The organism is Fibrobacter succinogenes subsp. succinogenes S85 (assembly GCF_000146505.1).
Classification (GTDB): domain Bacteria; phylum Fibrobacterota; class Fibrobacteria; order Fibrobacterales; family Fibrobacteraceae; genus Fibrobacter; species Fibrobacter succinogenes.
This window is the reverse complement of sequence record NC_017448.1, coordinates 853,539-879,581: the sequence shown is the minus strand read 5'-3', so window position 1 is coordinate 879,581 and position 26,043 is coordinate 853,539. Positions and strand designations below refer to the sequence as shown.

General features: G+C 48.8%; 22 protein-coding genes. 10 read left to right on the top strand and 12 right to left on the bottom strand.

The genetic code is table 11. The annotated features are described in order from the left end of the window. The first annotated feature begins 12 nt into the window (after positions 1–12). The gene (locus tag FSU_RS03795; RefSeq protein ID WP_012820226.1) at positions 13–1,542 is read left to right on the top strand and encodes a YifB family Mg chelatase-like AAA ATPase; all 1,530 of its coding nucleotides are present in this window, start codon (positions 13–15) and stop codon (positions 1,540–1,542) included. Positions 1,543–1,578: 36 nt separating this feature from the next. Here the strand turns inward: FSU_RS03795 and folB are convergent, their stop codons facing one another. Together folB and FSU_RS03785 are read right to left on the bottom strand one after the other, a co-directional pair. Continuing rightward, positions 1,579–1,947, bottom strand: coding sequence for a dihydroneopterin aldolase (gene folB / locus FSU_RS03790; protein ID WP_233138444.1), 369 nt, complete (start codon positions 1,945–1,947; stop codon positions 1,579–1,581). Continuing rightward, on the bottom strand, positions 1,941–2,987 hold the full coding sequence (locus FSU_RS03785) for a hypothetical protein (RefSeq protein WP_012820224.1): 1,047 nt from the start codon (positions 2,985–2,987) through the stop codon (positions 1,941–1,943). Before FSU_RS03785 ends, folB begins: the two co-directional genes overlap by 7 nt. Positions 2,988–3,290: 303 nt before the next feature. Here FSU_RS03785 and pgk point away from each other — a divergent pair, with 303 nt between their 5' ends. Continuing rightward, a complete protein-coding gene (gene pgk / locus FSU_RS03780) occupies positions 3,291–4,547 on the top strand; it encodes a phosphoglycerate kinase (RefSeq protein ID WP_012820223.1) in 1,257 nt (418 codons plus the stop codon). Between the two features lie 99 nt (positions 4,548–4,646). Here the strand turns inward: pgk and FSU_RS03775 are convergent, their stop codons facing one another. Next, positions 4,647–4,811 (bottom strand): hypothetical protein, encoded by a 165-nt coding sequence (locus tag FSU_RS03775; protein WP_012820222.1) that lies wholly within the window; start codon positions 4,809–4,811, stop codon positions 4,647–4,649. A 128-nt stretch (positions 4,812–4,939) separates the two neighbouring features. Between FSU_RS03775 and FSU_RS03770 the strand changes: the two genes are divergently transcribed. Further along, a complete protein-coding gene (locus FSU_RS03770; RefSeq protein WP_012820221.1) occupies positions 4,940–5,287 on the top strand; it encodes a hypothetical protein in 348 nt (115 codons plus the stop codon). 57 nt (positions 5,288–5,344) lie between these two features. Here the strand turns inward: FSU_RS03770 and FSU_RS03765 are convergent, their stop codons facing one another. Then, positions 5,345–6,004, bottom strand: a complete 660-nt coding sequence (locus FSU_RS03765; RefSeq protein ID WP_012820220.1) for a hypothetical protein — start codon at positions 6,002–6,004, stop codon at positions 5,345–5,347. Positions 6,005–6,207: 203 nt separating this feature from the next. On the opposite strand from FSU_RS03765, the gene FSU_RS03760 reads away from it, so the two are divergent. Both FSU_RS03760 and FSU_RS03755 read left to right on the top strand, forming a co-directional pair. Beyond that, on the top strand, positions 6,208–8,901 hold the full coding sequence (locus FSU_RS03760; RefSeq protein WP_012820219.1) for a fibro-slime domain-containing protein: 2,694 nt from the start codon (positions 6,208–6,210) through the stop codon (positions 8,899–8,901). 69 nt (positions 8,902–8,970) lie between these two features. Next, positions 8,971–9,486, top strand: coding sequence for an LptE family protein (locus FSU_RS03755; protein ID WP_014545320.1), 516 nt, complete (start codon positions 8,971–8,973; stop codon positions 9,484–9,486). Positions 9,487–9,645: 159 nt separating this feature from the next. Here FSU_RS03755 and FSU_RS03750 read toward each other — a convergent pair whose 3' ends face one another. Then, complete coding sequence (locus FSU_RS03750; protein WP_014545319.1) at positions 9,646–10,131, bottom strand: NUDIX hydrolase; 486 nt, start codon at positions 10,129–10,131, stop codon at positions 9,646–9,648. Between the two features lie 124 nt (positions 10,132–10,255). Between FSU_RS03750 and FSU_RS03745 the strand changes: the two genes are divergently transcribed. Together FSU_RS03745 and FSU_RS03740 are read left to right on the top strand one after the other, a co-directional pair. Beyond that, complete coding sequence (locus tag FSU_RS03745; protein WP_012820216.1) at positions 10,256–10,669, top strand: ATP-binding protein; 414 nt, start codon at positions 10,256–10,258, stop codon at positions 10,667–10,669. 37 nt (positions 10,670–10,706) lie between these two features. Continuing rightward, positions 10,707–11,003 carry an STAS domain-containing protein gene (locus tag FSU_RS03740; protein ID WP_012820215.1) on the top strand — a complete coding sequence of 99 codons (297 nt, stop codon included), beginning with the start codon at positions 10,707–10,709 and terminating at the stop codon, positions 11,001–11,003. Positions 11,004–11,223: 220 nt separating this feature from the next. Here FSU_RS03740 and ilvD read toward each other — a convergent pair whose 3' ends face one another. The 3 genes from ilvD to FSU_RS03725 all read right to left on the bottom strand — a co-directional run bounded on the left by ilvD (position 11,224) and on the right by FSU_RS03725 (position 15,093). Continuing rightward, the gene (ilvD, locus tag FSU_RS03735) at positions 11,224–13,080 is read right to left on the bottom strand and encodes a dihydroxy-acid dehydratase (RefSeq protein ID WP_014545318.1); all 1,857 of its coding nucleotides are present in this window, start codon (positions 13,078–13,080) and stop codon (positions 11,224–11,226) included. 106 nt (positions 13,081–13,186) lie between these two features. Beyond that, the gene (locus FSU_RS03730; protein WP_012820213.1) at positions 13,187–14,701 is read right to left on the bottom strand and encodes a THUMP domain-containing class I SAM-dependent RNA methyltransferase; all 1,515 of its coding nucleotides are present in this window, start codon (positions 14,699–14,701) and stop codon (positions 13,187–13,189) included. Between the two features lie 20 nt (positions 14,702–14,721). After that, complete coding sequence (locus tag FSU_RS03725; protein ID WP_012820212.1) at positions 14,722–15,093, bottom strand: hypothetical protein; 372 nt, start codon at positions 15,091–15,093, stop codon at positions 14,722–14,724. A 210-nt stretch (positions 15,094–15,303) separates the two neighbouring features. Between FSU_RS03725 and FSU_RS03720 the strand changes: the two genes are divergently transcribed. After that, complete coding sequence (locus FSU_RS03720) at positions 15,304–16,509, top strand: TolB-like translocation protein (RefSeq protein WP_167530842.1); 1,206 nt, start codon at positions 15,304–15,306, stop codon at positions 16,507–16,509. Between the two features lie 93 nt (positions 16,510–16,602). On the opposite strand, the gene FSU_RS03715 is transcribed toward FSU_RS03720, so the two are convergent. The 4 genes from FSU_RS03715 to FSU_RS03700 all read right to left on the bottom strand — a co-directional run bounded on the left by FSU_RS03715 (position 16,603) and on the right by FSU_RS03700 (position 22,183). Continuing rightward, positions 16,603–18,663, bottom strand: coding sequence for a hypothetical protein (locus FSU_RS03715; RefSeq protein WP_012820210.1), 2,061 nt, complete (start codon positions 18,661–18,663; stop codon positions 16,603–16,605). Between the two features lie 9 nt (positions 18,664–18,672). Next, on the bottom strand, positions 18,673–20,304 hold the full coding sequence (locus FSU_RS03710) for an FISUMP domain-containing protein (protein ID WP_157747925.1): 1,632 nt from the start codon (positions 20,302–20,304) through the stop codon (positions 18,673–18,675). 35 nt (positions 20,305–20,339) lie between these two features. Next, positions 20,340–21,230, bottom strand: a complete 891-nt coding sequence (locus FSU_RS03705) for a TIGR02147 family protein (RefSeq protein ID WP_012820208.1) — start codon at positions 21,228–21,230, stop codon at positions 20,340–20,342. Positions 21,231–21,430: 200 nt separating this feature from the next. Next, positions 21,431–22,183, bottom strand: coding sequence for a TrmH family RNA methyltransferase (locus FSU_RS03700; RefSeq protein WP_012820207.1), 753 nt, complete (start codon positions 22,181–22,183; stop codon positions 21,431–21,433). Positions 22,184–22,321: 138 nt separating this feature from the next. Between FSU_RS03700 and surE the strand changes: the two genes are divergently transcribed. Both surE and gyrA read left to right on the top strand, forming a co-directional pair. Continuing rightward, positions 22,322–23,116 carry a 5'/3'-nucleotidase SurE gene (surE, locus tag FSU_RS03695; protein WP_233138339.1) on the top strand — a complete coding sequence of 265 codons (795 nt, stop codon included), beginning with the start codon at positions 22,322–22,324 and terminating at the stop codon, positions 23,114–23,116. A 14-nt stretch (positions 23,117–23,130) separates the two neighbouring features. Next, entirely contained in the window at positions 23,131–25,842 is a 2,712-nt protein-coding gene (gene gyrA, locus FSU_RS03690) for a DNA gyrase subunit A (RefSeq protein WP_012820205.1), read from the top strand. The last annotated feature ends 201 nt before the right edge of the window (positions 25,843–26,043 follow it).

Below are 26,043 nucleotides of genomic sequence, written 5' to 3'. Positions count from 1 at the left end.
GGCAGGTGCAACTTGTTTCGTAGAATCCGTTCTTATTGCTTGTTTGGAATAAAGGCCGTTTCCGTGAGTGTTGAAGTCGATGCCGCTCAAGGACTGCCTGGTTTTACTCTTGTTGGGCTCCCGGACAATGCGGTAAGGGAATCTCGTGAGCGCGTCGTTTCGGCGATACGTTCCATCGGGAAAGTGGTGACAGGTTTCCGTACAACGGTGAATCTGTCACCGGCGGATTTGCGAAAGGAGGGGAGTGCTTTAGACCTTCCGCTGGCGATTGGCTTGCTTGTTTCAACGGGTGAGATTGAAATCCCTCAGTTGGAACGCTATGTCTTTGTGGGCGAACTTTCATTGGATGGTTTGTTGAAGCCTGTCCGTGGAGTGTTATCCATCGCAATGAATTTGTCTACAGAACGTAAGTGCATTCTCGTTATTCCGCGAGGGAATGTGCAGGAGGCTTCGCTGGTGGAAGGTATTCATTTTGTTTGTGCGGATACACTTGGGGAATGTGTTGAAATTTTGACGCGCAATTCCTGTCAAGATGTGAAAGTTGCAAAAGGGATTGCGTCGTACCGCGTTGACGTTGACGATAAGGTTCCTGATTTTAAGAATGTGGTGGGGATGGATGGCGTAAAGCGTGCGCTTGAAATTGCCGCTGCTGGTGCGCATAATTTTTTGCTTGTAGGTTCGCCTGGGGCGGGTAAAACACTTTGTGCGAAATGCTTGCCGGGGATTCTTCCTGAAATGACTGAACAGGAAATTTTGGAAACGACGCGAATTCATTCGTGTGCTCGTAGTGCAGGTGATTCTGACGAATTTAAACCTGTGCTTGCTAGACCATTTCGTTCACCGCATCATTCAGCGTCGATGGTTTCGCTTGTGGGCGGCGGCACTAGGCTTTTGCCGGGCGAGGCGAGCTTGGCGCATAATGGGGTACTGTTTCTGGATGAACTGCCTGAGTTCAACCGGAGTGTCTTGGAAGCGTTACGCGAGCCGATGGAAGAAGGAGAAATATCGGTTAGCCGAGCAAGCGGTACTGTGGTGTGGCCTGCTCGGTTTATGATGGGCGCTGCAATGAACCCGTGTCCGTGTGGCTATTCTATGGATCCGAAGCGTGAATGCACTTGCTTGCCCGAAGCGCGTAAACGTTATCGTGAAAAAATTTCGGGACCGTTATTGGACCGTATTGACATTCAGGTGAGCGTGCCACCTGTTGATGCTGCGATGTTTGCGATAAAAGGGCGAGGGGAGTCCTCTGCAGATATTCGTAGGCGCGTATGTGCGGCTCGTGTAATTCAGCGGGAACGCTTCCGCAATTTGACGTTTAAGTCCAATGCTGAAATGTCATCGGAATATGCACGGAAATTTGCGGCGATGACACCTGCTGTAGAAAGCTTTGCGGTAAATGCTGCCGCTAAAATGGAATTGAGTGCGCGCGGATACTTTAGGTTGTTAAAAGTTGCGCGCACGATTGCCGACTTGCGCGGCGCCTCCGCTGTAGACATTATGGATCTCTCCGAAGCTCTGCGCTACCGCGCCTTTAGAGGATGACTGGCTCGGACAAGTCTCCTTCCTACTTCCTACCGCCTACTGTCTACTGATTTTAACGCTTGCTTCGGCGCCGAGGCAACCGGGGACGGCTTGGGGCTTTGCAACAGAGACTTCGACTGCGGTTGCTTTGGGATAATGTTCCAAGACGTATTCTGCGGTCTTTACGACAAGCGTTTCAACTAGCTTAAAACAAGAAAGGCGGATGAACCCTTTGAGTTCTTCCGCCAGCTTTGCATAGTCGATAGATTCGTTTAAATCTTCAGTTTCTGCAGCTTTGGCAAAGTCCAACCAAAGGGTCAGGTTCAAGATGATTGGCTGTTCGTTTTCGCGTTCGTAGGGGAGTATGCCTACAATGCAATCAAATTGAACGTCTTTGAGTCGGATTCGCCCTTGTTCCATTACCATGCGAACAACACGATAGCTGCAGTCAAAGAAACTGCTGTGACGCCGAACCAGATGTTGCGGCCCATAGCGTAAGAATCCTTGGTGTCCTTGTTGATCTTCATTCTGTTCTGGAGGTCAATGTAAGACCAACCATCAATCATGAATGCCTTTGTTTCAGGCGTTGCTTCTGTTTTGTACCACTTGACGCATCTGTCAAAGTTGTTGATGGAACTGCAAACTTCCTTAATCTTGCCTTCGACATTGTTAGCGACCTTTTCAAGATCCTTGTAGGCCTTGTCTGCTTCGCTAGCCTTCATCTGCTGGAGAACACCAACGACTGCACTACCCGCTGCAACAGCGGAAAGGGCGACTGCACTCCAGAAGCGGACTTCGTCAGCGATACCGAAGCGGTCCTTGACATCCTGTGCTGCGGCGGAAGCGGAATAGTCACGGGAGTCTGCGCGGGAGTTTGTGCTGTTCAAGTCGCCAGAAACATCGTAGCTCTTGCTGTTCTTTGCGGCAATGATGTCTTCATCGCAAGAAACATCGAATTCATCGCATTCCTGTTTCGGAGCGGAGCTTGCGGAAGCGGCCGGAGCTTCACTCTTGAGTTCAGTGGCGATGCCGTTCACAAATGTGATTGCGGATGTTGCACCCGGGATGTAGACGTACTTGCCGTCAAAGTAGACCTTTTCGGCGTCATCACCCGGCTTCATGCCGCGACGGACGTAAAGTTTGGATTTAATGACATTCTTGTACGAAACCGTAGAAGGAACGCTCAATGCGGTCATGGAAGAAACGTCGCCAACTTGACCGATGTAAAGCTGGTAGGCGTTAAGGCCAGATTCCTGGGCGAACTTCTGACGGAGAACAATATTTCCAGAAGGAACAGCAGCTGCTTCGTCAACGGAAGCGGTGCTGAGTTCCTGACCACCATTGGCGGCAAAAACTTGATTGTCAGACATAACGGCATCTTTAGCCGTAAAATCAGCGATATCATAAACTCCAGCGAAAGCTGCTGCAGCGGAAAGGCATAAGGCCAATAAGAAAGAACGCTTCATCGTATCTACTCCGAATAATCCAATTTTTTTGGAAAAATATATAAAAAAAACACCGATAGTGAATTATATAATTTTTTTTCACGCGGAGAATCACAAAAGGGATGAATAAATTATTGGTGTGATAAAATTATCAATTAATTGTATGGTTCAACGTTCTGTTTGTAAAAGTCTGGTTACAAAACGTACCCTGTTTCACCTTCATGCTTTTTCCAATGAAAAAAGCTCTCGTCTCTCCTCTCTCGTCTCTCGTCTTTTCTATATTTACAGCCGTAAAATTTTAACCCTAAAAAAGAAGGTGCTATAATGGCAAAGCTTTCTATCGAAGATCTCGAACTCGCCGGCAAGCGCGTGTTCATCCGTGTCGACTTCAACGTTCCGCAGGACAAGGTGACTGGCGAAATTACCAACACCAAGCGTATCGAAGCCGCTCTCCCGACCATCCAGTACGCTCTCGAAAAGGGTGCAGCAGTCGTGCTCGCTTCCCACCTCGGCCGTCCGAATGGCGAAAAGAACATGAAGTACACACTCGCTCCGGTTGCTAAGAAGCTCGAAGAACTCATCAAGAAGCCGGTGAAGTTCCTCCCGGACTGCGTTGGTCCGGAAGTTGAAGCTGCCTGCGCTGCTATCAAGCCGGGTGAAATCATCCTCCTCGAAAACCTCCGCTTCCACATCGAAGAAGAAGGCAAGCGTAAGATCAAGAACGCCGATGGCACCGAAACTAAGGAAAAGGCCGACAAGGAAGCCGTCAAGGCATTCCGCGCAAGCCTCACCAAGCTCGCTGACGTCTACGTGAACGACGCTTTCGGTACCGCTCATCGCGATCACTCTTCCATGACTGGTGTTGAACTCCCGCAGCGTGCCGCTGGTTTCCTCATGAACAAGGAACTCAAGGCATTCGACCAGGTCCTCAACAATCCTCCGCGTCCGTTCCTTGCCATCCTCGGCGGTGCAAAGGTCGCTGACAAGATCCAGCTCATCAACAACCTCCTCGACAAGGCCGACAAGATCATCATCGGCGGTGGCATGGCTTTCACCTTCAAGAAGGTTCTCAACAACATCGAAATCGGTTCTTCTTTGTTTGACGAAGAAGGTGCCAAGCTCGTTCCGGATCTGATGGCCAAGGCCAAGGCTGCCGGCAAGGAAATCATCCTCCCGGTTGACTACATCGCTGCTGACAAGTTCGCTGCCGACGCTGCTACCAAGGCTGTCTCTGACGCCGAAGGCATTCCGGCTGGCTGGATGGGCCTCGATGTGGGCGCTGAATCCACCAAGCTCTTCGTGAACGCTATCAAGTCCGCAAAGACCATCGTTTGGAACGGTCCTGCAGGCGTGTTCGAATTCGAAGCTTTCGAAAAGGCTACCAAGGCTATGGCTGACGCTATCGTCGAAGCTACCGCTGCTGGCGCAATCACCGTGATCGGTGGTGGCGATACCGCTACGGCTGCCAAGAAGTACGGCGCTGACAAGAAGGTGACCCACACCTCTACGGGTGGTGGCGCTTCCCTCGAACTCTTGGAAGGCAAGGTTCTTCCGGGCGTTGCAGTGCTTACTGACAAGTAATTCAAATTAATATTTGGATTTTAAAACCCTGCAAGTTTTTGCAGGGTCTTTTGTTTCTAATGAAATTTTTTGCAATGTCATCCCCGACTTATTCGGGGATCACCTTTGGTGACTCTCGGAATCCGGCTTTTGCGGTGCGGATTCGTCGTATTCCTCAATTTTTGAGACTTTGGTGAACCAGTAGTCTTCGCTGTTGATGGAGCTCATGTTGCCGATGAGCTGGTCAAGGTCAAGATTTTGAATGTCGTTGTTTTTGTTAGGCATGTCTAGAATATATATATTTATAAGAAAAGGTGATGCCGTCCCCATTCGCGGATCATGACCACATAAGCGCTAAAGCGCAAGTGGTCAAAGAACACGGAGGCCGGCATGACAATGTAAAAGGAGCTTTTATGTCGATTGCCGAATTTTCAAAGAAATTCCATGCGGATAAGCGCGGTAACTGTGCCATGGCGGTTGCTTATGGCTATGCGCGAGCAACAGGCAAGTCCGAAGAAGAGGCAGTGAAGGCTGCCGAAATGTTCCGTGCTTTTGGTGGCGGAAAGGCTCCGGACGGCTTGTGCGGGGCGCTCTATGCGGCGAAGATGATGCAACCCGACCATGCTGAATCGATTGAAGATGTCTTTAAGCGCGGCGCTCAGGGCTGCACCAAGTGTCAGGAAATCCGCCCGAACAAGATTATCCCGTGCAACCGCTGTGTGGAACTTGCCGGCGAAGCGTTGGATTTTTTGGAGAAATAGAACTTAGAACAATGCATTCTCTTTAAGCTCTGTCAACTAAGTTCTGCCAACTAAGTTCTAAGAGCGGAGCGGGCTAGGTTCTGCCAACTTCCTACTGTCTACTAATTTTACGTTCAAGAGGTCTTCTTCCCAGGCGTTTTTTTGCTTGCGGAGGGCTTCGAGAGACTTGTCGTCAGCGCCACTTTCGTCGCGGGCTTGCATGAGCTGCTTGTAGCTTTCGGTCAGCTCGCTTGCGTGCGGGTAGTCCGGGGCGATTTTAGCAAGAGTCTCCAGAATCGCTTCATCGGAGTACAGGCGGGCGATGCCTTCAAGGGTGCGCTCAATGTACTTTTGAGTCTCGTTTGCTTGCCTGAACGATTCGGCTTCTTCAAATTCGATTGGCGTAATTTTGTCCATCCATTCACATTCTTTGGCGTAAAGCTCGTTGTCTTCGGCAATGGCATCCTTGCGGCCGAAAATTTCCAACTGCGACTTGAGGAACGGACGGTAGCTTTCGACGTCAATTTTTATAGATGTTCGCTCGCTAAATTCCGCTAAATTCTTTAGATTGGCCTCAGAAGGGTTGTTTAATAGGCATTCTTTGAGGACTGCAAGCTGGTCTTTGGGTGGAAGTCGCTTGAAAGATTCCGAACGGGTGCTGTTGGCGCGGATTCTTAGGCGCAAAATGCGCAACAACAGGAGCATCATGATGACAAAGAAAACAATGGACCAATTCATGGGCGGAAAAAATAGATAATCCACTTGGAAAAAACATAGAAGGCCTAGTGTTTTTGTGGATATAATACGGAACTTGCCGGCTTTTCTCAAGATTTTCTGTTTTTACATATATTTTGCATTATAATAGGACCTCTTTTCATTTTATTTGGTTTATATTTAGGTGGAATTGTTGTAACCTATCCTTAGGTGGAGATTGGATTATTATGAAATTATATAGATGGATTACCCTCGGTGCTCTGTTTGGTTGTTCCGTTGCTACTTTTGCCCAGACCCAGGATGTCCGCACATTGGATATTGTGATTCGCGATTTCCAGCCGAATCACCCTGACTTTGAAAATTTCTCGGAAGAATCCGTTAATCATCTGAATGAAATTTACAATTACAGGACTTCTACCGGTGCTGCAATGAACTTGTATGGTTACGATGCAGTCTGGTATGCCAATGTACCGTATCATAATACTTGTGGTAACATGAATACGTTCCAGCCGGGTATTGTCGGTGCCGAAATTGGTACTGATGGTTTCCCGAGACAGGTGAATCCGTATCTCCCGGCCTATTTACAGACTGTTTCTGCTGGTCCTGTCTTGGAGTATGGTGAATGTTCCCAGAAGTCTACTCAGGGATGGACGCAGCGTGGTTACAAGAATGCCCAGAATGACGTGAGTGGTTACAAATGCCCGAATGGTGGTACAAACTGGTCCAATCCGGTTATTTACACGCCGGGCATGGTGAATCCTTATTTGATTTTTGCTGCTCCTGGTGCTGACGGCAAGATTGATATGTATGACGGTGTCGTCATCAGCAAGATGAACGAACGCTGCGACAACCAGTTCTTTGAACAGTGGTATCTTGATGTTCCGGGCCAGAACAAGCGTGTCAACACAACAATGGATATCCCGAAGGATCCTGCTGGTACCAAGTACTACATTTACGACTATAACTATAACAATGGTGGTTATTCTCCGCTGGATAGCATCAACCCGGTTACAAGAGAATGGGTAATGAACAAGCCCTGTAATGCTTCGATCCAGCCGAACGGTGTGTGTGACCAGTATGACCCGCAGACGCTCTCAATTTTCTGCCCGCCTTACAACTACCAGTATGCCAAGGACCAGGCTGACTTCTTGAACCAGAATACGGCTAAGCTTTGTCAGGACTGGTTGAATCAGGGTGGCCCGCGTGCTGTTGAAAATGGCAGTGGACATAGCGCCGCATGGCAGGCTGCTGTGATGAATGGAAGCCTCGGCTTGCAGCACCTCCGCAACTACGCCTTTACCATGATGGGTTACGCAAGCTTCAAGTACAAGACTACAAACCAGACTCCGTCACACGAAGTGTTTGAATTCGCTGGTGACGATGACATGTGGATCTTTGTTGATGGCGTGCTTGTCGTGGACTTGGGCGGTACGCACTTGTCTGCTCCGGGTAAGGTCGATATTGAAGTTCTTGCAAGGAACAATCATGGTTGCCATGTCGGTGAACCGCTTTCCGGTTACACGAACTGCTCCGGCGCTTCTGATGCAACTGGCTGGGCCGATGATACTTGGCATCATTTGCACTTCTTCTATGCAGACCGTCAGTCCGATGGTTCCAACATTTACATCCGTACGTCTCTTGCCGAACTTGCTCCGTCCCGTTATGGTCAGCCGACTGTTAGCGATGTCGTCGTGAAGGTGGACGAAAACGGTATTTCTCACAACAGCATGTACATGAACGTCCCGCTGGCAGACTCTAGCCTTATTGCTATCAACAATCCGAATGTGCCGTCCATGGTTGTGTTGCGCGAAGTGACCGATGCTAACGGCCAGAAGGTGACGATGGTTTATGGCTTCTATGTGACTTCGATGACTGGCCCGATTGACAAGGGTGCCGATGGCCAGATGTACCAGTTTGAAGGTGTCGTGAAGGACCTTAATGGTAACGTTGTTGAAGGTGGCCTCCTGGGCGATGACCGCTTGGCATTCAACGTTCCGTATAGCCAGGGACTTAACGATGATGGCAATGGTGGTAACTATACTGCACAGGAATGGGCTCAGTTGATGGCCTGGTCTCAGAAGGTGACTTTCTATGTGGCATCGAGCTCTGGCAAGCATGTGGAAGGCTTCGATGAACGTGAAAAGTGGGGTAAGATTTCTTATACTGCAGTGGCTACGACTCCTGTGGTGCCTGACGACCCTGCTTATGACCGTCCGGACTTTACGAATGAATCCCAGGCACTTACGGACTTGGCTGGTAGCGGTACGATTCCGACCGACATGACTGCTGACCTTGTTTTGACTCCGATTCCGGCTGTCAATAACGTTGATCCGCTCAAGTGGGCTAAGGATAGCGCCAAGGTGCTTATGACTTCTGGTGCTCAGGGGGCTACGACTGTCCCGGTTGGTACAGGCGTTGTCTATGGTGCAGGCCAGGATGCAAACAAAACTCTCTGCTATAACGACGGTTCTGCAAACGTTCCGGGCAAGAAGAGTAACGAATCTTGCACGAGCTGGTCTTTCCCGACCACACAGCCGTTCCATGTGAATATTCGCGTGTTTGACCACCTCGGCCACTTTGTGAACCAGTACAGCAAGCGCGTGACACAGGAAGAATTTGAAAACGCCTTGAACGGCTTGCGTTCTTCTACGAAGTCTGCAGGCGTGAAGGTGCCGGGCTGCGGTGAAACTCCGATGTATGGCTCTACGGGTGCTATGCTTGCTACGATCAAGATGTATCCGGTTACGGACAAGGGTCGTTTGCTCGCTACGGGTCCGTATGTTTACCAGATGACGGTCGTGAAGGAAGCTTACTCTTACTGCTATGCAAGTAACGGTAACAACCCGACCATCATGACGATGCCGTTCCAGCGCACTACGGAAACGATTCGTCGCGGTTATCGCAGAACCCAGAAGAAATAAGGTTTAGTTCTGTAGAATTTTGAACACCCTGTGGCTTTGCGCTGCGGGGTGTTTTTCTACATTGTGATTATGCTTTACCATAAGTTTATTTCTCGCCTGTTTGTCGCCTTGATGCTTGCCATGGTGGTAAGCTTTTTTTCGGGTTGCTATAGCTTTACTGCAAGTACGCTCCCGAGCCACATCAAGACGGTCAATATCCATGAAGTCGAGGACAAAACTTTGGATCCGGTGCTTGCAAATAACATCCATACAGCAGTCGTTGATATGTTCAAGCGCAATGCGGGTGGTGTGCGTCTTGTAAATAGCGATGCCAATGCCGACTTTGAAATTACTTTGTTAAGCTATTCGAACAAGCCCGAAAACTATAACAGCAATAGCGATGTGGAAACGTACCGCGTGACGATTCGCGTTGAAGTGAAATTTTACGATAACGTAAAAGAAAGAATCATCTACGAAAGCAAGTCGCTCTCGGCGGATGGTGTCTATGACGTCCAAGCGAACGAGACCGAAGACCGCCATGGCCAGACGCGTGCCGTTGAAAAGCTCCAGGACTTGATTGTTTCGAACGCCCTTGCAAAGTGGTAATAGAAAAGGGTAATAAAAAAAGCGACTCGGCAATATCGTAGGAGTACGCATCTTGCCGAGTCTGGGGTTGGTTTGGAGTATCACAAATATGCTTAATTTAAAGCGTTTTGTTAAGCCCTGCCAATAATTTTTATCAAAAAATTGCGGAAAATCACATGACTACAGAAAATCCTGTAGTGTTACGGGTGTTTCATTGAGCAAAGCTTCGGTGAGGGTACTGCCTTTGTAGGTGAGCTTGAGCGAAAAGAATGGTTCGCCGCGTTCCAGGAGTGCTAGGAATATCAAGTCACCATCCCAGTGGGGAAGTTCCTTCACTTTTTGCTTGTCCACCCATTCCAGTACGCCCTCGTCGCAGTCCTTGATTGAGCCTGTGAATTCGGTTGCCGTAAAGAGATGCATGAATTCGGTCTGGTCCATGCCGTCGCTGATGAACGTGACGATGCCGCGATACTTGGGGCGGATGAGCGTGAGACCTGTTTCTTCGAGTGCTTCGCGGTGGATGCAGTCTTCGGGCGATTCCCATTCTTCGAACTTTCCGCCAATGCCGATCCACTTGTCCTTGTTGATGTCGTTTTTCTTTTTGATGCGGTGGAGCAGCAGGTACTTGCCGTCTTGTTCGATGTAGCAAAGGGTTGTGTTTATCATGCGGGAAAATATAGAATTGTTTGCTTTTAAACACATTTTTTAGGGCTTTTTGCAGAAATATTGACAAATTGTGCGAGATAAATGTATAATTATTGTATGATTTACGAAACTTTTGGCTGGTACTATGCAGAATTGGGTTAAAGAAATCGTCGTAGATTCAAAATTTGAAAATGTCAAGACTTTGACGGACTTTGTTGAAAGCTCTCTGGAGCCGCTGAATCCGTCGCCTAAGGCCATTATGCAGATTGGCGTTGCGATTGACGAACTGTTCAGCAATGTTGTTCGCTATTCGGGATCTTCTAATATGAAGCTGATTTTGAATGTGAACGAGGATGTGCTGACTGCAAAGCTGACTTTTATTGACGAGGGAGTGGCTTATGATCCGCTGAAAAAGACGGATCCGGATGTTTCACTTCCGGCGGAAGATCGCGAAATTGGCGGGCTTGGAATATTCCTCGTAAAAAAAATCATGGATGGCGTTGAGTACAAACGTGATGGCGAGAAGAATGTTTTAACCGTTGTAAAAAAACTGGGTTAATTTATTATAGATTTAAAAATACAAAGAGAGGCTGATAATGAAAATTGAAAAAAATGTGGATGGTTCCAGCACGTCTTTTGCCTTGGAAGGACGCTTGGATACGATGACGGCTCCGCTGCTCGAATCCGAGATTCAGGGAAAATTGGACGGTGTAACTGATCTGGAATTTGATTTTGCCAAGTTGTCTTATATTTCTTCGGCGGGCTTGCGCGTTTTGCTTTCTGCCCAGAAGATTATGAACAAGCAGGGCAAGATGACCATCAAGAATGTCTGCGATGAAATCAAGGAAATTTTTGAGGTGACGGGATTCTCGGACATTCTGACTGTCGTGTAGTTTGGTTTAGAATTTGTATGGATGAAAAAACGGCACCTGTGCGGTGCCGTTTTTTGTATGCGGGGAATTCCTTTAATTACTTCACACCAATCAGAGACAAGTCTCTGACAGCACCCTGTGACGACCGGCGGTTCGATTGCTATTTACACTGCGATACCTCGCCGCCTCTCGCCTCCGACGACTCGTTAATACGAGTCGCCTACGGCTCACAGGGATTTGCTTATTTAACTCCAATTAGAGACAAGTCTCTGACAGCGCCCTTGTCTGCAGAAGAAGCCATGGCAGCGTATGCCTGGAGTGCCTTGGACACGACGCGGTCGCGGTTTTCCGGCTTCCATGCCTTGGCGCCACGGGATTCCATTTCCTTGCGGCGGGCGGCGAGTTCTTCGTCGGTGAGTTCCACGTTGATGGTGCGGTTTGGGATATCGATTTCGATGACGTCGCCTGTGTGCACGAGGCCGATGTTACCCTTGTTGGCGGCTTCCGGAGAAGCGTGGCCAATGGAGAGACCGCTCGTACCGCCGGAGAAGCGACCGTCGGTGAGGAGGGCGCAGGACTTGCCGAGGTGACGGCTCTTGAGGTGAGAGGTCGGGTAGAGCATTTCCTGCATGCCAGGACCACCCTTCGGGCCTTCGTAACGGATGACGACGACGTCGCCAGCCTTCACCTTGTTGCCGAGAATGCCGTTCACGGCTTCTTCCTGGCTTTCGAATACGATTGCCGGACCGGTGAACTTCCAGATGGATTCGTCAACGCCTGCGGTCTTCACGATGCAGCCGTCGATAGCGAGGTTACCGTAAAGAACAGCGAGGCCGCCGTCCTTGGTGTAAGCGTGTTCGCCATCGCGGATAGCACCGTTGGCACGGTCGAGGTCGTGATCCGGGTACATGAAGTTCTGAGAGAATGCTTCGATGTTGTACTTGCGGCCCGGACCTGCGAGGTAGCGCTGCTTGGCTTCGGCAGTCGGATTACGCTTGAGGTCGTTTGCTTCGAGAGCGTCGCCCATCGTGGCGGCGTGAACAGTCTTTGCGCTCTTGTGGATGAGGCCCATGCGGTCGAGTTCACCGATGATGCCCATGATACCGCCTGCGCGGTTCACGTTTTCAACGTGGATGTTGTGGACGGTCGGAGCGACCTTGCAGATGCACGGCGTGTTGCGGGAGAGGCGGTCAATGTCCTTCATGGTGAAGTCCACGCCAGCTTCCTGAGCGACGGCGAGCAAGTGAAGCACTGTGTTAGAAGAACCGCCCATGGCGATGTCGAGGCGCATTGCGTTTTCGAAGGCGTCCTTCGTGGCGATGCTGCGCGGGAGGATGCTTTCGTCGTTCAAATCGTAATACTGGTGGCAGAGTTCCACGATGCGCTTACCGGCAGCTTCGAAGAGTTTCTTACGTTCGGCATGCGTTGCAACGATGGTGCCGTTGCCAGGCAAGCTAAGGCCGAGGGCTTCGGTAAGGGAGTTCATTGAGTTTGCGGTGAACATGCCGGAGCAGGAACCGCAAGTCGGGCAAGCGTTTGCTTCGATGTCGGCAACTTCTTCATCGCTGATGGTGTTGTCTGCAGAATCGATCATGGCGTCGATCAAGTCGAGAGCGCGGTCCTTACCGTCCTTCGTCGTGACGTGGCCAGCTTCCATCGGGCCGCCAGAAACGAAGATTGCCGGAATGTTGAGGCGCATGGCAGCCATGAGCATACCCGGAGTCACCTTGTCGCAGTTAGAAATGCAGACGAGTGCGTCTGCGCGGTGAGCGTTTGCCATGTATTCGGTGGAGTCGGCAATGAGGTCGCGGCTCGGCAAGCTGTAGAGCATGCCGTCGTGGCCCATGGCGATACCGTCATCGACTGCGATGGTGTTCATTTCCTTAGCGACACCGCCGGCAGCTTCGATCGCACGAGCGACAACCTGGCCGACATCCTTGAGGTGGACATGACCCGGTACAAACTGGGTGTAGCTGTTCACCACGCAAATGACGGGCTTACCAAAGTCTTCCACCTTAGTTCCAGTTGCGTGCCACAGGGCGCGTGCTCCGGCCATTTCGCGGCCTTCCATAGTCTTGAGCGAACGAAGTTTCGGCATAATGATCCTTTTTTGTCTTTAATAATTCCGATGACATTGTATATGCCACCATAAATTTCAGTTATAAGTTAGAAAATTAATTGTTGTGATGATAAAAGCAATGCGCCTAGATTGTTGCAAAGATGGCGTTGAGGCTAAAGCCGCCGTGGCTTGTTTGGATGACTTTCGCGGTTGGGGATTGCTCTGGCGACAAGGCGGCACATTCGCGCAAAAGGTTTGCGGTGCAGGTGTACTTGGCTCCATTGCGGGTGTCGTCTTTCGGGGCGAGGATGGCGACTGTGAGCGTTTTGCCAAAATTGTGTAAGTCGCGGGCGAGTTCCGTTAGCTTTTTGCCTATTTGCGTGTAAAGCTTGGGTGCGTCAAAGTCAAGGCGCTTGCCGTAGGGTGGGTTTAGCACGAGAATGGGCGAGGTGTCACCGCAGGCGTCTACAATTTCTTTTGCGGTGTAGCTGAAGAAATCTTTTTGTTGCGGTGCGATTGGGGCTGGAGAAATACTTGCGAGCGGGCAACATTCTATGTTGTGCTTGATGATGCTTACCGCGCGTTCGGAAATGTCGCTTGTGATGATTTTCGCGATTGCCGCTGTTTCACTGTTCGTCTTTGGATTATCGCTTCGCTCTAATCCCAAATGCTGGACTCGGTCATGCTCATGCAAGCATGGTCGCGACACTCGTCCTACGCATTTGTCGTCTCTCGTCTCTTGTCTAATCAAAAAATTCCACGTGGCTTCTTTGAAAGCGGGCTGGTGCTTGAGTGCAAAATCGCGACAGGTGCCAGGAATGATTTTGTTTGCAATGCAGGCGGCTTCAAGACTGAATGTGCCGCTGCCGGACATGGGATCAATAAGAGTGGTTTGTGGTTGGTGGTTAGTGGTTAGGGACGCTGTATAGAAAGCTTCGAAGATCATCGCGGAGGCGATGGTTTCTTTGAGCGGGGCGTCGTTCACGAATCGTTCAAAACCGCGTTTGTAGAGTTCTTCACCGGCGAGGTCTAGCCAAATGGTGCAACGGTCATCTAAGAAATTGACGTAGAGATTTTGTTGAATGCTGCGATTCTCGTTTTGCGCCGGGGCGTTGCGGGGTGTCCCCGCAGAGGGGGTAGCGGATGCCGTGTCGGCAGAAGCGAGGGGGAGGCTTACCCCTTCTATTATTTTGTATAACCTTTCGGCGATGGCGTCACTATGGTACAGTCGCGAATGCTTGCAAGTAACGTGAATGTGTGGTAAGTTACTAGTTACTAGTTTTGAGTTACTAGGAATAATACTCTCGTCTCTCGTCTGTAGGGCGTTGCCCGTTTTCTTGTCAAAATACAGTTCCCACGGGATTTCGGAGGCTTTCTTTTCGAGATCGCGGAAGTTCTCGGCCTTGAAATTTGCGATTTCCATGAGCACGCGGTTGGCGGTGCGGCTTACGGCGACGACTTTCCACGCTTCAGTGAGTTTTGTGGTAAATTCGACTTTGCCGTCCCCAGTGGCGTGTGGCTGTTCCGTTGCGCTTTCGCCTAAAATGATTTCTAATTCTCTCGAAAGAGTTTGTTCAAAACCAAGCGGAGACACGGCTAAAAAGCGGTGTGGCTTTCCGATGATGTGTTTCTTGATGCGTTTTTCGAGAGCGTCACTCATGGACTGCAATATAAAAATTGCTAGGTGTCCAGGTCAACGGCAATGAGGTCCTTGGAAGGAACCGTCGGGGAAACCATGGGGAGCTTGCTCAAGTCCAAGTTAATGGCGATGATTTCACCGGAGAGTGACATGATGGCGCCAGTAGAGGTGTTGAACGTCCCGATGACGTTGCCTGAACCATCGCTGACGGTCATCGTCTTGGGGGCGATGATGTAGTAAGTAGTCCCGAGCTGGTAGAAGTAGCTGGGTTCACTAACGACTAGATTTTGCGGAATTTGAAGGTTAGAAGTTTTATTTGATGCGGAATCTTGAGTCGCTGCACTTTCGGAGCAGTTCCACGCGGCGGCAAGAATGCCTGCTAACAGTAAGCATCTAAAAATGGGTAACTTCATAATCTTTCCTCGGTTTGTAAATCTATATTGACATTTCGTTTTTGTGTCCAAAAACAGATTTTCGTAAGTTTTAAATGTTCCCTTTGTGTTCTCTAGTACGTTTACAGGACGTTTACAACTGGATGGGGCGGTTTATGGTGCGTTGTAGCGCTGTTAGACATGTTTTTTTTAACTTTTTTTCTATGTGTTACTATCTTTTTTGATATGAATATGAAAAAGTTTGCATTGATTTCCGCAATTGGCTTTTTGGCCGCATCAGCTTTTGCTGCACAGGGCGCTCCGATGGGCGCGTCTGTTGACCCGACTCCTGAAGAACAGAAGGCTCTCGATGCCTTGAAGGGCAAAATCGAAGGTGCTATTGTCTGGGCGACGAGCCGTGCAAATCCGCATCATGACATTTGGATTATGAACGCAGACGGGACGAATGCCCGTGCGCTTACCAAGAGCAATAATGTGGACTGGTTCCCGCGTATCGCCCCGGATGGATCCAAGGTGCTCTTCAACCGCAGCAAGGGCGGCTGGGTTCCTGAAAACGATGCCAACTATCCGGAAAAGTGGGACTTGTGGACTGTCGGCATTGATGGCACGAACGAGACGAAGATTGTTGAAAATGCCACGTGGGGTACTTGGCGCCCGGATGGCAAGTCCATTGTGTTTAGCCGTGCAGGCAAGGTCTTTACGATGGACCTCGCGAGCAAAAAAGAAACACTCGTGCTTGATGGTGAAAAGGTCTTCAAGAAGGCGGGCGTGATTTTGCAGGAACCGAACATGAGTCCGGATGGCAAGCACCTCGCGATTACACTCCGCGGTTCAATGCGCGAAACGGGCGTGTGGGACTTGACGAAGAATGTGTGGACAAAGTCCGGTGACGGTTGCCAGATTGACTGGAATTTTGACGGCACTAAGCTCTACCGCGTGAACCCCACGGGTAATGGTGGTACGGCTGCTCCGAGTGAAATTTTGTGGTTTACTGCTAAGGATGGCAAGCAGGTGGAAAAGGTCGGCTTCTTTGGAATCCCGAAGAATGTGAAGCTGATGGATTTGCCGGGTCGCCGCAGTCATGAATACTTCCCGCGTTTGTCTCCGGATGGCAAGTGGCTTGTGTGGGGTGCGACAGACAAGGGCCACGACCACGATTTGTTCGACTACGAGCTTTATATTTGGAAGATTGGCGAACCGGTTGAAACTGCAACTCGCATTACGTATAATAGTGGCAACGACCGCTGGCCGGATATTTGGTTTGGCAAAGTCCCGGTGAGCGCGACTCCTGCAGCAACGGCTAAGGCTGTTGAAACTGCCGCAAATGCAACTGCTGCCGCGATTGCCGGTGGCGTAAGCGATGCCAAGATGGATGAACTCATCAAGGCGATTGACCGATTGACCGAAGCCGTGAAGGCGCTTGCTCCGCAGAAATAGTTACTTCGCCCTTCGGGCTAGTTACTAGTTTAGAGTTTCTAGAATAAAAGCCGCAGCTTGAAGCTGCGGTTTTTTGCTTTATGGCAAGAATAATTATTCTGTTCTTCCAAAAATGTATTCAACGTGCCTATATGCTGGGAAAATTCTACCCTTGTCTCCTTGAGGACAAGGCTCATCTTTTGTTAGCTGATATCCTCCATTACACATCTTTTCGATAACACACTTGACAACTACACCAGGCTCTACATACACGCCAGCTTCATCAGCAGGCTCTGGAAGTTTTTTCTGAACCATGCCCTCTTTGTCAATAGTGCATTCAGGAAGATTAAACCGATTATCTGCGCTTCGGTCTTCCTCCGTTTCAAGAGTCCAAGTTCCATTCTCGCGATAACGGTAATAATAACGAGGCATACAGAAAAGGCTATCATAGAAGTATTCTGCTATATCTGGATGATTATAACAAATTTCCAATAAACCACTTGCACGGTCTCCAACGGAGGCATCCTTAGGCAAATCTAAGATATCATACTCTTCGTCTGTCAAGCCTTTCTTGCGAGGATCTGTATATTGATGCGGAACAAGCTTTACTTCTGTCCATTCACCGCCATGACAATAGTAATATTTACCATTATAATCATTGAATAACTGAGAATAGTAATGGTTTGCTTCAAGCGGGCATGCTCCTAAATTCGGATCAATATTGCATTTTTCCCAAGTACTATCTTTATTGAGCACATAGTATTCCATGCCTTCAGATTGCATAACGGAACATGTATCACCGACAAAGGTTTTCTCCTTTTGGCATCCCGGAGTAACATTATAGAGTGCTGGAGTCGATCCCAATAATTTCCAATTTCCATTTCCTTCATATGCGTATGAACTTATTGTACACCCTATTCCAGCAAGGCATTGATCCTTAGAGCATGTGTCACCAATAGCAACTCCTGCCGTATCGCAAGTCACCCATATACCTCTTGATTCCCAAGAGCCTTTTTCGCACCTATAATATTCCGTGTGTCCAATATAACGGAATCTAGGATTGCCTGATGAACTGACCCATACAGATTTTACTTTTCCTTCGTTTTCTGCATTGCATTCTTCTTCAATCAAAGGGTTGTAAGAAGTCCATTTTGAATTTTGGCAGATGTAACGATCGCTGTAGCGATTTCTCTGTATTTCGTTTTCGTTTGTGCATGAACCCCATATGGTGTCTGGTGAAAGAAATTTTTTGATGTACTTTTCGAAATTTGGGATGGACTTTGTTGTCATTGATTGCATTTGTCTTCGTGCTTTGGAGATTATATTGTCTCCGTTGCTATCATATCTGTAAGTGAAATAAACTAAATCTTCCTTTATTTCTTGCTTTAAATTGGTGTCATCCCATTTACCATCCGTTTCGAGATCGTATGAAATTTGTGCCATCAAGTCAATTGCTTGTGCAACATCATTTTCATCATCATATTCATTTTCTGGTTTTCTGTTGAGTAATAAGAGCGAAACGGCAAGTAGCTTGGCATCGCCTTCGCCATTTGCAAAGATGTCCATGTTTTTAAATGATGTTTCTTCGGCATCGAAATCAAATGCTTTTAGAACTTCGGCTTCGGCTTGCTTTTGTGCATCTTCAATGCTCGAACCTTGCTGTACCAAGTAGTTGATACGATTGAATGCCAAATGGCTCAAAACGTTTATGTTGATGTCCTTGCCTTTTTCGACTTTGACAAGCCCATTCAACGTGATTTCTTTGGAGGATTTTTTTCCTGTGAATTCATTTAAGAAAAAACCGTTAGCGACCATCCAAGCGTAAGGTTTGGTGATGACGACGCTATCAATGTGATACTTGCCTTTGTTGTTGTCTATGGTTGTCGAGTAATGGACTCCTGTTTGATGCATCTTTTCGTCAAGTTCGTAGAGCTTGACTGTTGAACCATTGATGAAAGGCCCTTTTTGTGAAACGCCTGAAATTGTTCCTGATAAAACAACTTCGTCATAGCCAGGTTCTGTATTATCGCCTGGTTGCGGTGGAGTCTCTAGGTTGGATCCTGTCGAGCTGGGTACGATTGAAACAGAATTTTCGCTAGAGCATGCTGACATCAACAGGCTTGCGGCGAGTGATGAACATGCCCAAAGGGATCTATTTAATGGTTTGATAAACATATATCCTCCTTAATTTTTAACGCATCGAACGTTGACTTCAAAGTTTGTTTTTGTAGATACAATAATCGTAAAATAGGGGTATGGAATGTATGGGTCGCTAGCATCATAATCTGATGCAAATAAAGCAGAAACGATATTTAATGTTCCTTTAGATATTGCTTTAACAATTTGATCTGCGTATTCAGCGTAATCATTAACTTTCGTAGGAATATAAGTGTAGTAGTAATCGGTAATGTAATGTTGATATATTGTTGTAGCTCGATCTAATGTAATAGGCTCTAGTGTGTATGTGATGAAGTTGGCGTATGGGCTGTTGCAACCGTCGCAATCAATATAGGGTTCAAAAAATGTGGGTTCGGCATTAAAGTCCATATTGTCTTCAAGCTGAAATCCCGTGAAATAGATTTTGTTCCAATTTTTGCTGTAAAGCTTATTTGGCGAGCCGACATATTTAAGAAGATCCTTCCATTCCCAAAATCCGGGGATATGCCAATTTTCAGGACAGATTCCCTGATGAACGGAATCGTCTTTTAAAATAGATGATGAGTTAGGCTTGTTGACAAGACTGTCATCTATGGCCATCGCTTCGGTCCAAGTGTATTTGCCTTCTGCGTACTGGAGGTTTTCGGCCATCCATTCGTAATTTTTTCCGTTAGTTGTGAAACTTGTTGTTTTATAGGTTTTGCCGTCTCGCGGATCGGTCATGATTCCTGTTTTGTGTTGGATTGCTGCAGTAGCATTGTTGTATTCATCGCTATCAAGAAGACTCCAGCTTGTTCCTGTACAAATTGCATAATCATAGCCGAATCCTCCTACGAAAACGGTTCTTTGCATTTTATATGTATTACCGGCTTCTACGGGGGAGCATGCTCCAAGTCCTGCGTACTGTTTTAAAATGCGGAGGGTGTTACTAGTATTTTTTTGATAAGAGAATTCTAGAATTGCGGCAGTTAAGCTATCGCTAAAGATCCCGTCTGTGGCAAAATCGTTAGCAATGGTGTCAATAAGTGCTTTGCTTTTTTCGCAGGAGGGGGTGTAACTGTTATCCAAACCATTATCGACCATTACGCTGATTTCATGTAGAATTCGGTCTTCTTCGCTTTCTCCTGTAATGTCCAAGTCTTCGGCGGTTCGATCTGGTTTTTCGTAGCCGAATGCGGCGAAAATTTCTTTTTCAGCTTGGGCTTTTGCTTTGGCGAATGTTGCTCCGGATTCAACGAGATTCAAAATGCGCTGGTATTCAAAATGCGTGAGCAGGTTGATGTTCGTGGAATTGCGCTTGCTTAAGTCGGTGGCTGCGTTCAGCGAAATGGCGCAACTCGAGAACATATTCGTGGATTCTCTGGTATAGTAGCCTTCGACGGTCAATAGCGCGTATTGGCTTTCGAGATTGATATTTTCAATCTTGAATTGGCCTTTGTTGTTTCGAATGGTGGCGTAGAATTCCTTGCCCGTGGGGGTCAGGCTTCCGTCATCCTTCGTTTCTTTGAGGTAGACATTGGAGCCTTTGGCGAACGGCCCTTTCTGCGAAACGCCAGCGATAGTCTTGTCTGTGATGGCGACAACGCCTTCGGTTTCTTCGCTGATGCCGCCTGCAACATTGCGATCAACGCAAGCACAAATACTTGCGATAAGAGTCAAACTGCTTAAAAATTTTAAGGAAAAATACTTCATGATCAAACCTCGGTGCCCTTAGTTGTTTCGGCGTTTTCGTCGGCTTGCTTGGGATTTTCGCTGGCGCGTTTCTTGATGTTCTTTGTTAATGGGAACAGTTGGATGTTCAACCTGCAAACTTTTTCGGTTTCGTCTTCGGCGGAGACTGCTGTAAAAATTTTCCGGCGGCATTCTTTAAGCTCTTCGATAACCTTTTTATAGCTCTTTTCGGTGACGCCCATCGTGAGGCCGCTGAAGAACCTTTCGGAGATGGGGAGGTCGTCGAATGCTTGCAAGGCGAATTCGCCCATCTGCCGTATGAGCGAATGCACTGGAATGGAGACGAAGTTGAGACGGCCTGTCGTGAGCAATTTGTCACTTTGATGGTAGTTGCCGTTTTCGTCAACGGTCAAAAATTTATTCTTTAAAAGAAAGTTTAAGCTGTCGTTGATTTCGGCGGCAGTGACTGGGATGCGGATGGCTTTTGCAATTTCGAGCGGCTTTGCTCCAGGCATGTTGGGAGCGAGTTCGCGGACTACGGAATGGAGCCAAGATTCGTAATAAGCGTACGATTCGCTGCCGAGCAACTTGATTTTGTGCGCCGATGTGATTTCTTGCATGGCTTCGAAGCATTTCTTTTTCTGCTGGTCGTTTTTGGCGTTTTCATATTGCACGAGCAGCATAAAGTAGTCGTATTCATAGCCGAGTAATCCCATGGCGATTGCTGTTTTTCGGGCGCCTTCTTGGACAAGGCGTGTTTTGTGGTCGCTCACGAGTTTGAGATAAGAACCCGATGCAAATCCGGCAATCTTTGCAAATTCTCTCCACGTGAAAGCGGAACAACGCTTCCGTTCGGTGTAGTAGTCCAGGATATACTGGTGATAGTCCTGGTATTCGATTACGGATTTGAACATGCCCCAAAGATAAAGTAAATGAATGAAAAAGACAATGGGTATAAAACAAAAATCTTTAAAATAAATAAAAATGTAAGTTTTTGGACTTTGTCTTTTTAAAAATTTGAATTATATAAAACAAAAAGCGTAACATATAAAACAAAGGGGTGGTTCGGCCGACTCACCAACCTTAACCACCCATAAGTTTTTTTCCTTGTCTGTTACTTTGCGTTACTGCGGAGGCAGAATGCCATGATGGCGAATGCGCCGGCAACGTTCATGCTCGCTTTGCGACCTGCCATCGGAATGGTGACTTTCATGGTCGCTTCGGCCATGATTTCTGGGGCGATGCCGAGTTCTTCGTTGCCGAGGACGATGAGCCCTTTCTCGGGCCATTTTACGTTGTTGATGCTCGGGATGTCTTCGCCGGTTTCAAGGGCGATGATTTCGTAGCCGTTTTCCTTGTGCCACTTGATGCAATCGAAGGGGCTGTCCCAGCGCTTGATGGGAATCCATTCCTGGCAGCCGCGGGCGGCGCTTTTGACGGTCACGTGGTCGGGGCTGCAGCTGTAGCCGCTGAGGTGTACGCCTTCGAGTCCAAAGCAGTCGGTGCTGCGGATGATGGAACCCACGTTGAATGCGCTGCGCAAATTATGCACGAGCACGGCGAATTGGATGGGCTTTTCGTTTGCGACTTCTCGGTCGCCCGGCTCCTGTTCTAGGTACACGTCACGTTCAAAACCAAGCCCTGCGCGCGTGCGGAACGTCTTGTACAAGTCAATCATTTGCGCTTGGTTTTTGCCTGTCAATCTCTCGGATTCGGGCAGGTGGAGCCATTCTGTGTAGGTTTCGAATTCTCTGCGGGCGCGGGGAACGTCGTCGCCTAATTGCAGGATGATCACTCGTAAAAGTTCAGCGAGCCTCTTGAATTTTGAGGGCTCTTTCATGGCTAAAAATTTAGGTTCTGTGTACATGTTTTCAATGATAGAAAATTACCCTTTAAACGGCTAAAAAATGGCTTTTTTACGTGTGTTTTTAAGGTTTTTAAAACAATTTTATCCCCCTTTTTTCTAAATTGCATATAAATGGAACAATTACGGAAAACTAGGGTATTGATCACTAACGACGATGGCGTTGGTAGTGTTAATCTGCATGCTCTCGCTCTTGCTTTGAGTGAGGTTTCCGATGTCTATGTTTTTGCACCTGAAGACGAACAGAGTGGTGTCGGTCACGCCTTTACGATTCGTCGCGGGTTGCGCGTCCAGCATGTTGAATCTGTCCCGGGGAAAGCGAAGTTGCCGTACGAGGTTTATTCGGTCTCGGGCACTCCTGCGGACTGCGTGAAGTTTGCCGTGGGGCATTTTGCCAATTACGGCCTTAATGATAACACGATTGTTCCCGAAGGCTTTGATGTATGTTTTTCGGGAGTTAATGTGGGCGAAAATTCCGGTGTGTCGTCGCTATATTCGGGGACGGTTGCCGGAGCTCGCGAAGCGGCCCTTTGGGGCGTGCCTGCGGTGGCGCTTTCTCTCCGTGGATTGAAAGGCAACCTGTTGCAGGTGGCGATTGATTTTGCACGCAAGATTGTTTCTGAGAACCTGTTCAAGAAAATTTCCAAGGGCGTCTTCTGGAATGTGAATTTCCCGAAAATCAAGGAAGATGAATTCCTTGGATTTAAGGCTTGCACGATGGACCGTGGTATGTTTACCGACCACTACGATCACAAGGATGGCTTGTGGTTTTTGGATGGCGAAAAGCTGTGGTCGATGGCTCCTGAGGGTTCGGACGACAACTTGCTAGATAAGGGCTATGCGACAATCACACCGCACCGCATAGACCAGACCGATGAAGAAAGTTTGGAAGTGATAAGTGAAATGCTGGGAAGTGATGATTTTACTTCCCACTAATTTGAGGTTAACTAATGTCTGAAGAAATGGTACCTGGATCGCAGTTCAAGAGTCTTGTCGAACAAGACATGCAGGACTGCTATCTTCGCTACTCGATGAGCGTTATTGTCGCTCGTGCATTGCCGGATGCGCGCGATGGCTTTAAGCCCGTGCACCGCCGCGTGATGTACAGTATGCACAAGTTGGGCGTGGTTCCGAATAAGGGAACGGTCAAGTCCGCCCGTATCGTGGGTGATGTTATCGGTAAGTACCACCCGCATGGTGACGTTGCTGTTTACGATACTCTTGCCCGTATGGCGCAGGATTTCTCGTTGCGCTATCCGCTGGTGTTTGGTCAGGGTAACTTCGGTTCTATTGATGGTGACAGCCCGGCTGCCATGCGTTATACCGAAGCGAAGATGAACAACCTTGGCGCCCTTATGCTCGAAGATCTCGAAAAAGAGACGGTCGACATGGGCCCGAACTACGATGAATCGCTCGAAGAACCGCTGGTGCTCCCGTCTGCGCTCCCGAACATGATTGTGAACGGAACATCGGGTATTGCAGTAGGTATGGCGACGAATATGGCTCCGCACAACTTGCGCGAAGTCGGTGCCGCTATCCATGCTTTGGCTGAAAATCCAGACTTGACTGGCGAAGACCTCATGGAATATGTGAAGGGCCCGGACTTCCCGACTGGTGCTATCGTCTGTGGCCGTTCTGGCATTCGCGAAGCTTACCTCACGGGTCATGGCCGTGTGCGTGTGCGCGCCCGTACCGAAATTGAAACGGATGCAAAGGGCAAACCGCGCATCATCGTCACCGAAATTCCATACATGGTGAACAAGGCCGAACTCTGCAAGAAGATTGCAGACCTCGTCCGCGACAAACGCATCGATGGCATTACGGACATCCGCGATGAATCGAGCCGTGACATCCGCATTGTGATTGAACTCCGCCGTGATGCTGTTGGTGAAGTTGTCTTGAATAACTTGTTCAAGTACACGCAGCTCCAGACGACGTTTAGCATTTACAACTTGGCACTCGTCAATAACCTCCCGAAGCTCCTTACGCTCAAGGATCTTTTGCAGGTCTACATTGACCACCGCCTCGATGTGATTACGCGTGCAACGCAGTTCGACTTGAAGAAGGCTGCAGCTCGCCTCCACATCATTGAAGGTTTGCGTATTGCAACGCAGAACATCGACGAAGTCGTGAAGATTATTCGCCAGAGCAAGACGACCGAAATAGCAAAGCAGAGCTTGCAGGATCGCTTCTCGCTCGACGAAATCCAGTCTCAGGCCATCGTTGACATGCGCCTTGCCCAGTTGGTCGGCTTGAATATCGAAAAGTTGGAAGCCGAATACAACGAACTCATTGCAACTGTTGCTGACTTGAAGGACATCTTGGAAAAGCGCGAACGCCGCGTTGCCATCATGCTCCAGAAGCTCGACGCTGTCGTTGACAAGTATGGCGATGAACGCCGCACGACGATTGGCGAAGCTATTGATGATAGCGATGACGAAGACCTCATTGCCGAAGAAGAACAGGTCATCACGCTCAGTAAGGAAGGCTACATCCGTCGCCTCCCGATTGATACGTTCAAGGCTCAGAACCGCGGTGGCAAGGGCATCATCGGTGCAGGCCTCAAGGACGAAGATAACGTGGAGCAGATCTTCACGGCTAGCACGCACAGCTACTTGCTCGTGTTTACGAACAAGGGCCGTGTCTACTGGACGAAGGTCTACCGCTTGCCGGAAGGCGCCCGCAATGGTAAGGGCCGCCCGATTGTGAACTTTGTCGCTCTCACGGAAGGCGAAAAGGTGCAGGCGATTGTGCCGGTGCGCAAGTTCGGTGGATACTTCTGCCTCGTGTTTGCAACCAAGAAGGGGATCATCAACAAGATGGACCTCACGCTCTTTAGCCGTCCGCGCAAGGCTGGCGTCAATGCCATTAGCCTCGATGAAGACGATGAATTGGTCAAGGTCCAGCTCGTGGGCATGTCTGCTGAAGAATACGAAGCGAGCAAGAACGCCTCTGATGACGATTCCGCAGAAGCCGTTGAAAACGCCGCGGAAGCTCAGGCTGCCGAAGCCGCTATTGCCGAAGAATCTGAATCTGGCGATGCCGAAGACTTCGCCAACCGCCCGATTCCGAAGGATCTTTTGATGATTGCAACCAAGAACGGTCAGGCCGTCACGTTCCCGATTAGCTGCTTCCGCGCTATGGGTCGTGGCACGCACGGCGTGAAGGGCATTACGCTCGCCGAAGGCGACGAAGTCATTTCGCTCTTGTGGCTCAAGGCCGGCAACAAGATCTTGACCATCACCGAAAAGGGTTATGGCAAGCGTTCTGAACCGGGTTCTTACCGTGTGACCCGCCGTGGTAGCAAGGGTGTCCGCAACTTGAACGTTACAGACAAGATCGGTGCCGCCGTGTTCGTTGAAAGCGTTGCTGACGATTACGATTTGATCATCACAAGTAAGGACGGTCAGGTCATCCGCATCAAGGCTGCCGATATCCGCCTCACGGGCCGCAATGCCCAGGGCGTCAAGGCAATCACGCTGCGCGATGGCGATGTCGTGAAGGATGCAACTGCACTCCCGAGCGTCGAAGATATCGAACAAGATAGCGCCGATGCCAAGGAAACTTTCGACAAGGTTAAGGGCGTTGAAGTCGATGACGATTCCGTTGTCAAGGACGATGCTGAAAAGCAGGAAATCGGCCCGACGGAAACCGAAGAATAATCGTGAACCTTGCGAAGTGGAACGATAGTTCCCAAAAGTCGTTTTAGCCTCTTCCTGGAGTTCCCGGGAAGAGGCTTTTTTATGCTTTGCTGTTGGCGGATAATCGAGCGGTTGCCTTCAAAGGAGGCGAGCGGTCTTATAATGTAAAAATATTGTCGTTGTTTTTTACAACAACAAACATTTGTTTAATGTCGGTCTTTT